Source organism: Cognatilysobacter terrigena (assembly GCF_004361065.1).
Taxonomy (GTDB): Bacteria; Pseudomonadota; Gammaproteobacteria; order Xanthomonadales; family Xanthomonadaceae; genus Cognatilysobacter; species Cognatilysobacter terrigena.
In genome coordinates this window covers 22,548-31,128 of sequence record NZ_SELT01000032.1, presented here as the reverse complement: position 1 = coordinate 31,128, position 8,581 = coordinate 22,548, and the positions used below count along the sequence as shown (strand labels likewise).

At 69.2% G+C, this 8,581-nt stretch carries 6 protein-coding genes; all 6 read left to right on the top strand.

From position 1 onward, the window contains the following. A partial coding sequence (locus EVS83_RS14190; RefSeq protein ID WP_133501675.1) for a hybrid sensor histidine kinase/response regulator occupies positions 1–3,324 on the top strand: 3,324 nt, incomplete at its 5' end. Then, positions 3,321–5,027: a response regulator gene (locus EVS83_RS14185; protein ID WP_166636916.1), complete on the top strand. Its 1,707-nt coding sequence runs from the start codon at positions 3,321–3,323 to the stop codon at positions 5,025–5,027. The genes EVS83_RS14190 and EVS83_RS14185, both read left to right, overlap by 4 nt. Further along, positions 5,024–5,662 carry a sensor histidine kinase gene (locus EVS83_RS14180; RefSeq protein WP_133501673.1) on the top strand — a complete coding sequence of 213 codons (639 nt, stop codon included), beginning with the start codon at positions 5,024–5,026 and terminating at the stop codon, positions 5,660–5,662. Before EVS83_RS14185 ends, EVS83_RS14180 begins: the two co-directional genes overlap by 4 nt. 3 nt (positions 5,663–5,665) lie before the next feature. Beyond that, the gene (locus tag EVS83_RS14175) at positions 5,666–6,076 is read left to right on the top strand and encodes a nuclear transport factor 2 family protein (RefSeq protein ID WP_208108753.1); all 411 of its coding nucleotides are present in this window, start codon (positions 5,666–5,668) and stop codon (positions 6,074–6,076) included. Positions 6,077–6,115: 39 nt separating this feature from the next. Further along, the gene (locus tag EVS83_RS14170; RefSeq protein ID WP_133501672.1) at positions 6,116–7,144 is read left to right on the top strand and encodes a two-component system sensor histidine kinase NtrB; all 1,029 of its coding nucleotides are present in this window, start codon (positions 6,116–6,118) and stop codon (positions 7,142–7,144) included. Continuing rightward, positions 7,137–8,549, top strand: coding sequence for a nitrogen regulation protein NR(I) (ntrC, locus tag EVS83_RS14165; RefSeq protein WP_133501671.1), 1,413 nt, complete (start codon positions 7,137–7,139; stop codon positions 8,547–8,549). The genes EVS83_RS14170 and ntrC overlap by 8 nt, the downstream gene beginning before the upstream one ends. Positions 8,550–8,581: the final 32 nt, after the last annotated feature.

Genomic DNA, 8,581 nt, shown 5'->3' with positions numbered 1-8,581 from the left:
GAAGTGACGCGCGTGGCGCGCGATGTCGGCACCGAAGGCAAGCTCGGTGGCCAGGCGTCGGTGCCGGGCGTCGCGGGTACGTGGAAGGACCTCACCGACAACGTCAACTGGATGGCGGCCAACCTCACCACGCAGGTGCGCGGCATCGCGAAGGTGGTGACCGCGGTCGCGAACGGCGACCTGCGCCAGAAGCTGACGGTGGAAGCGAAGGGCGAAATCGCCGAGCTCGCCGACACCATCAACTCGATGACGGATACGCTCGCGATCTTCGCCGACCAGGTGTCGACGGTGGCGCGCGAGGTTGGCGTCGAAGGCCGACTCGGTGGCCAGGCGAACGTGCCGGGTACCGCGGGCGCGTGGAAGGACCTCACCGCGAACGTCAACGAACTGGCGGCCAACCTCACCACGCAGGTGCGCGCGATCGCGGAAGTCGCGACCGCGGTGACGCAGAACGACCTCACGCGTTCGGTGACGGTCGACGCGCGCGGCGAAGTCGCGGACCTGCGCGACAACATCAACGTGATGATTTCGACGCTGCGTGCGACCACCGAGTCGAACCGCGAGCAGGACTGGCTGAAGACCAACCTCGCGGCGTTCGGCGCGATGATGCAGGGCCAGCGCGACATCCTCACGCTGGGCCAGCAGCTGCTCTCCGAGCTCGCGCCGCTGGTGAACGCGCAGCAGGGCCTGATGTATGTGGTCGAAGGCGAGGAAGCCGGCGGCCATCCGCATCTGCGCCAGCTCGCCGGCTATGCCGACGCGCCGGTCTCCGCGGTCAACCACACGCTCGAATTCGGCGATGGCCTGATCGGCCAGTGCGCCGCCGAAGGCCGCATGATCCTGCTGCGCGACATTCCGTCGGACGTGGTGCAGATCCGCTCCGGGCTGCTCAGCGTGTCGCCGCGCAACGTGATCGTGATGCCCGTGCTGTTCGAAGACCAGGTCAAGGCGGTCATCGAGCTCGCGTCCATCCACGACTTCAACGAAGTGCACCGCACGTTCCTCGAACAGCTGTCGCGTTCGATCGGTATCGTGCTCAACACGATCGAAGCCGGCATGCGCACCGAGCGGCTCCTGTCGCAGTCGCAGAACCTCGCGGCAGAACTGCAGTCGCAGCAGAAGGAACTGCAGCAGACCAACGAGGAAATCGCGCTCAAGGCCGCGCTGCTCGCCGAGCAGAAGGCGGAGGTCGAAACCAAGAACAACCAGATCGAACAGGCGCGTCGCGAACTCGAAGCGAAGGCGGCCGAGCTCGCGCTCACCTCGCGCTACAAGTCCGAGTTCCTCGCGAACATGTCGCACGAGCTGCGCACGCCGCTCAACTCGATCCTGATCCTCGGCCAGCAGCTCGCGGAAAACCCCGAGAGCAACCTCACCGGGCGCCAGGTCGAATTCGCGAAGACGATCCATGCCGCGGGTACCGACCTGCTGCACCTCATCTCCGACATTCTCGACCTGTCGAAGATCGAGTCGGGCACGGTCACGATCGAGACCGAGGACATCACGTTCTCGCACCTGCGCGAAAACATGGAGCGCGGCTTCCGCCACGAGGCGGAGCGTCGCGGCCTCGACTTCTCGGTGGACTTCTCGCCGGAACTCGGCCGTTCGCTCACCACCGACCCGAAGCGCCTGCAGCAGATCCTCAAGAACCTGCTGTCGAACGCGATGAAGTTCACCGAGATCGGCAGCGTGCGCATGGCCGCGCGTCGCGCGACGACGGGCTGGTCCGCCGGCCACGCGGTGCTCGATTCGGCGCCGATGGTGGTGGCGTTCGACGTCACCGACACCGGCATCGGCATCTCGGCCGACAAGCAGCGCATCGTGTTCGAAGCGTTCCAGCAGGCCGACGCGGGCACGTCGCGCAAGTACGGCGGCACCGGCCTGGGCCTCGCGATTTCGCGCGAAATCGCCGGCTTGCTCGGTGGCGAACTCACGCTGTCGAGCCAGCCGGGCAAGGGCTCGACGTTCACGCTGTACCTGCCGCTGCGTTACGCGCAGACCGAGGCCGAAGCGGCCACCGCGTCGCGCACGGCCCGCCCGGCGCTGGTGCGTGCCGCGCACGCGCATGCGACCGCGGAAGCCGATGCCGACAGCATCGCGACGCCGGTGCCGGAGAGCATCGAGGACGATCGCGATCGACTCGATCCCGAGTGGCCGACGCTGCTGGTCGTCGAAGACGATCCGCGCTACGCCGCGGTGATGCGCGACCTCGCACGCGGACGCGGCTTCAACGTGCTGGTGACCAATCGCGGCGCGGAAGCGCTTCGACTCGTGCGCGAGTACTCGCCGAACGCGATCTCGCTCGATATCTTCCTGCCGGACATGCTCGGCTGGACGGTGCTCGCGCGCCTCAAGCAGGACGCGGCCACGCGCCACATCCCGGTGCAGATCGTCACCGTCGAGGAAGATCGCCATCACTCGCTCGAACGTGGCGCCTTCAGCTACGTCGCCAAGCCGTCGAGCCCCGAGCTCATCAGCTCGGCGCTGGAACGCATGCGCGAATTCACCAAGCCGCGCATCAAGAAGCTGCTCGTGGTCGAGGACGACGCGACCGAGCGCATGTCGATCGAAGAGCTGATCCGCCACGACGACCTGGAGATCACCAGCGTCGGCAGCGGCGAGGAAGCGCTCAAGGTGTTGCGCGAGGGCGGCGTCGAATGCGTCGTGCTCGACCTGCGCCTGCCCGACATGACCGGCTTCGACCTGCTCGATCGCCTGCAGGCGGACGACGCGCTGCGCGACATCCCGGTCGTCGTGTTCACCGGCAAGGACCTGTCCGCCGAGGAGGACACGCGACTGAAGCGCGTCGCCAAGAGCGTGGTGATCAAGGGCGTGGAGTCGCCGGAGCGCCTGCTCGACGAAACCTCGCTGTTGCTGCACCGCGTGATCGCGAACCTGCCGGAGCACAAGCAGCGCATGGTGCGTCGACTCACCGAGTCCGACGAAGTGCTGCAGGGCAAGCGCGTGCTGGTCGTCGACGACGACATGCGCAACATCTTCGCGCTCTCGATCGTGCTCGAACGCCACGGCATGGAAGTGCTGACCGCGAACAACGGCCGTGAAGCGGTCGCCAAGGTCACCGCCGACCGCGCCATCGACATCGTGCTGATGGACATCATGATGCCGGGCATGGACGGCTACGACACGATGCGCGCGATCCGCAGCGATCCCGAAGCGCGCGCGATCCCGATCGTCGCGCTCACCGCGAAGGCGATGAAGGGTGACCGCGAGAAGTGCCTCGAGGCCGGTGCGTCCGATTATCTCGCCAAGCCGGTCGTGACCGACCAGCTGCTCGGAGTGCTGCGCCAGTGGCTGCATCGTTGAGCGACAACGACACGACGTCGCCGGTGAGCGCGCCGGCGACGATCCTGCTGGTCGACGACCAGCCGGGACGCCTGCTGTCGTACCGCGCCATCCTCGAGCCGCTGGGCGAGAACCTGATCGAAGCGCGATCGGGCGTCGAAGCGTTGCGCCTGCTGATGGAGCACGAGTGCGCGCTGATCCTGCTCGACGTCAACATGCCCGGCATGGACGGCTTCGAGACCGCGAGCCTGATCCACCAGCATCCGCGCTACGAGAAGACGCCGATCATCTTCGTGACGGCGGTGAACGTCTCCGACCTCGATCGCCTGCGCGGCTACAAGCTCGGCGCGGTCGACTACGTGATGGTTCCGGTGATCCCGGAAATCATGCGCAGCAAGGTCAGCGTGCTGGTCGAGCTGTATCGCAAGCGACGCGAGCTGCAGAACGCGAACGAGCTGCTGGCGCAGGCCAACGAGGATCTGCGCCTCGAGAAGGCGCGCGAACTCGAAGCGCTCAACGAATCGCTGCGCAATGCGAACGTCGCGCTCGCGCAGCGCAACATCGAGCTGCAGGCGCAGGTCAGCGAACGCGAACGCGTGCAGCAGCGCCTGCTCGAGCACGACCGTCGCAAGGACCAGTTCCTCGCCACGCTCGCACACGAGCTGCGCAATCCGCTGGCGTCGCTCGCGAACGCGGTGAACGTGATGAAGCTCGGCGGGCAGACCGGTCCGCGGCTGTACGACGCGATGGACCGCCAGCTCGTGCTGCTCGTGCGCCTGATCGACGACCTGCTCGACGTCGCACGCATCAGCCAGGACAAGCTCGTGCTGCGCCAGGCGGCCACCACGATCGACGCCGTGCTGCACTCGGCGGTCGAAAGCGTCACCGCCATGCTGCAGGCCGCAGGTCACCAGCTCGAGGTGCACGTGCCGCCGGTGGCGGTGCCGCTCGACGCCGATCCCGAGCGCCTGTCGCAGGTGTTCGCCAACCTCATCAGCAACGCGGCGAAGTATTCGGATTCCGCGTCGCCGATCCGCGTGGACACCGAGCGCGATGGCGACCACGTGCTGGTGCACGTGACCGATCGCGGCATCGGTCTCGCGCCCGAGCAGGTGGACGCGATCTTCGAGCCGTTCGCGCAGGTCGACACCTCGATCGAACGCGCGCGCGGCGGCCTGGGCATCGGCCTGACGCTGGTGCGTCGCCTGGTCGAGATGCACGGCGGCGCCGTCACCGCGTCGAGCGAAGGCCTCGGCCACGGCAGTCGCTTCACCGTGCGATTGCCGATCGGTCGCGGGCAGGCGTTGCCGGATCGCACGCCCGAGCCGCTGCAGGCCGCGTCGCCGCGCCGCGTGCTGGTCGTCGACGACAACTGCGACTCGGCCGACACGCTGGCGATGATGCTGGAGATGCTCGGCCATCAGGCGCAGCGCATCTACGATCCGCATGCGGCAGAGCAGGCGGTGACGTCGTTCGAGCCGGATGTCGTGTTCCTCGACATCGGCATGCCGGGCATCAGCGGCTACGATGTCGCGCGCCGACTGCGGGCCTCGCCGCTCGGTGCAGCGATGACGCTGGTCGCGGTCACGGGCTGGGGCCAGCCGGAAGACCGGCAGCGCACCGCGGACGCGGGATTCGACCACCATCTGGTCAAGCCGCCGGAGATCGAGGCGATCTGCCGGATTCTGGGCGCATTGCCGTCCTGCGAAGCGAAGGTTCCATGAGCGAGCGTCCGCTGTTCGAACGCCTGGTGCACGACCTCAAGGGGCCTTTGTCCCCGTTGCAGACGGCGGCCTACCTGCTGCGCCGTCGCGAATTGCCGGACGAGCGCCGCGTCGAACTCGCCGAAACCATCGAGCGCCAGTCGCGCCGCATGGCCGGCATGATCGAGGAGATGGGCGACTGGGTGCGCGCGCGCGAGAACCGTCTCGTGCAGCGCATGCGGCCGGTCGACATCCAGATGCTGCTCGACCTCGCGGTCGGTGCCGCCGCGGGTTGCACCGCGGTGGGCGAAGTCGCGCCTGAACTCGCGGATCGCCACGTGCTCGGCGACGAATCGCGCCTGCAGCAGGCGCTGACCAGCCTGCTCGCGTTCTCGCAGTGGCGATCGCCGCTGCCGCCGGGCCTGCACGCCTGGCGCGAGGGCGACCAGGTGCTGATCGAAGTCACCGACGCCGGCGACGCGCCCGACGATGCGTCCGCACTGCTCGTCGATCCGTTGCCGGAGCCGCACGACCTCGGCCTCGGCCTGCGCCTGGTCATCGCCGAAGCCATCGTGCGTGCGCACGGCGGCACGATGACGGCGAACGCGCTCGCGCCCGGACTCGCGTTCCGCATCGCGCTGCCGCTGGTGGACTGAAACGTGCGTGCCGCGCTCGTGCTCGCCACCGCAATGCTGTCCGGTTGCGCCATGACGTCGAACAAGCCTGCATCGCCGGATGACCCGGTCGCCGTCGTGCAGCGCCAGCTCGACGCCTACAACGCGCACGATCTCGACGCGTTCATGGCGACCTACCGCGACGACGCGAAGGTCTGGCGCGTGCCGGCCACCGCGCCCGCGCTCGACGGCGCCCACGCCATCCGCGCCTACTACCGCGACCACCGTTTCAATCTCCCGACGCTGCACGCCGACCTCGTCGCGCGGACCGCGTCCGGCCACAAGGTCGTCGACCACGAGCGCGTGACCGGGCTCGGCGATGGGCCGGTCGACGCGATCGCCGTGTACGACGTCGTCGACGGCCGTATCGCCAGCGTCTGGCTGTTCAAGCCCTGATCCACCGGCGCCACGCCGCGCCTGCACTACCATGGTGCAATGACGCCGGCCGCGCCCGACCTCGACCAGCTGACCACGCCGCTCGCGTGGACCACCGCGGACGCGCGCATCGCCGGCTGCAACCTCGCGTTCGCGCGCTGGCTGGGCGTCGGCGCGCGGCGGCTGCTCGGCCTGCCGCTCACCGCGCTGGCGACGGACGCGGGGCTCGACGCCGTGCTCGACCGCGCGGCCGAGCCGTCGGATGCGCCGCTCCGGCTGCGTCGCCTCGGCCTGCGGTTTTCAGGCGCCGAACGCTTCTGCGATGCGTGGCTGTCGCGCCGCGACGACGGCTGGCTGCTCGAAGCGCATCCCGTCGACGAATTCCCCGACGACGATCCCGCGCGCCTGCCGTCCGCACTGAGCGCCGCATTGCGCGGGCTCGCGCATGAGCTGCGCAATCCGCTCGCCGGTCTGAAAGGCGCCGCGCAGCTGCTCGCGCGTCGACTCGATCCGCACGACGCCGACGGCCATGCGCTGACGTCGCTGATCGATGCCGAGACCGTTCGACTCACCGCGCTGCTCGATCGCCTGCTCTCGCCCGCGCCCGCGCAACCGCACGTGCCGCTCAACGTGCATGGCGTGCTGGAGCGCGTGCTGCGCCTCGCCGAATCCGATGCCGGCTGGGCAGTGCGACTGGTGCGCGACTACGACCCGAGCCTGCCCGATGTCGACGGCGATGCCGATCGCCTGACGCAGGCGACGTGGAACCTCGTGCGCAATGCGATCGAAGCCGGCGCCTCGCAGGTCACGCTGCGCACGCGCGCCGAGCACGGCGCGCGCATCGGTGAACTCGTGCATCCGCTCGCCTTGCGCCTCGACATCTCCGACGACGGCCGCGGCGTGCCCGCCGAACTGGCCGATCGCCTGTTCCTTCCGCTGGTGAGTGGACGCGCCGAAGGCACCGGCCTCGGCCTCGCGCTCGCGCAGCAGGTGGTGCGCGAACATCGCGGCGCGCTGAGCTATCGCTCGCGCCCCGGCCATACCGTTTTCACGCTGCTGCTGCCGCTGCCGGAGCCCGTCGATGCCTGAGCCGATGATCTGGATCGTCGACGACGAAGCAGCGATCCGCTTCGTACTCGCGACCGCATTGCGCGATGCCGGCTGGCGCGTCAACACGTTCTCCGACGCGGGCAGCGCGCTCGCGACGTTCGACGAATCCGACGTGCTGCCCGACCTGCTGTTCACCGACGTGCGCATGCCCGGCGACGACGGCCTCGTGCTGCTGGAAAAACTCAAGCAGCGCCGCGCCGACCTGCCCGTCGTCGTCATGAGCGCCTACACCGACATCGCGAGCACGGCCGGCGCGTTCCGCGCGGGCGCGCACGAATTCCTGTCCAAGCCCTTTGATCTCGACGATGCCGTCGCACTCGCGGCGCGCGTGCTCGGCCCATCGACGCCGCCCGTCACCGCGCCCGACGAATTGCCGGCCACTGCGGAAACCTTGCTCGGCACCGCGCCGGCGATGCGCGAGCTGTTCCGCGCGATCGGGCGCCTCGCGCAGGCGCCGTTGTCGGTGCTGATCACGGGCGAAACCGGCACCGGCAAGGAACTCGTCGCGCGCGCACTACATCGCGAATCGCCGCGCGCGCACAAGCCGTTCGTGGCACTCAACACCGCGGCGATTCCGTCCGAACTGCTCGAATCCGAACTGTTCGGCCACGAAGCCGGTGCATTTACGGGCGCGGCGCGTCGGCACATCGGGCGTTTCGAACAGGCCGACGGCGGCACGCTCTTCCTCGACGAGATCGGCGACATGCCCGCCGCCCCGCAGACGCGGCTTCTGCGCGTGCTGCAGCAGGGCGAGTTCTTCCGCGTCGGTGGTCGCGAGCTGATCCGCGTCGACGTGCGCGTCGTCGCGGCGACGCACCAGGATCTCGAAGCGCGCGTGGCGAGCGGACAGTTCCGCGCGGATCTGCTGCATCGCCTCGACGTCGTGCGACTGCGCCTGCCGCCGTTGCGCGAGCGTCGCGAGGACATTCCGCTGCTGGCGTCCCATTTCCTCGCGCAGGCGGCGTCGCGCCTCGGTGCGCGGGCCAAGCGCTTCGATCGCGATGCGCTCGATCGCCTGCAGGTGCACGCGTGGCCCGGCAACGTGCGCGAACTCGAGAACGTGTGCTGGCGGCTCGCCGCGCTCGCACCGGGCGAACGCATCACGCGCGCCGACGTCGATGCGGCGCTCGGGACGCCTGCGTCGGTCGCGAGCGTCGACTGGGATGCCGCGCTCGCCGACTGGGCGCGCGACGCGCTCGATCGCGGTGACACGAACCTGCACGACACCGCCCGCGATCGCCTGGAGCGCGTGCTGCTCGACGTCGCGCTCGAACGTACCGGCGGACGACGCGGCGAGGCCGCCGCGTTGCTCGGCCTGGGGCGCAACACGCTCACGCGCAAGCTCGGCCCCGGCCGCACGCGCACGCCGCGCGACGCCGGCTGACTTCACCGCGCGCGAATGCGCGCGCCGCAGAC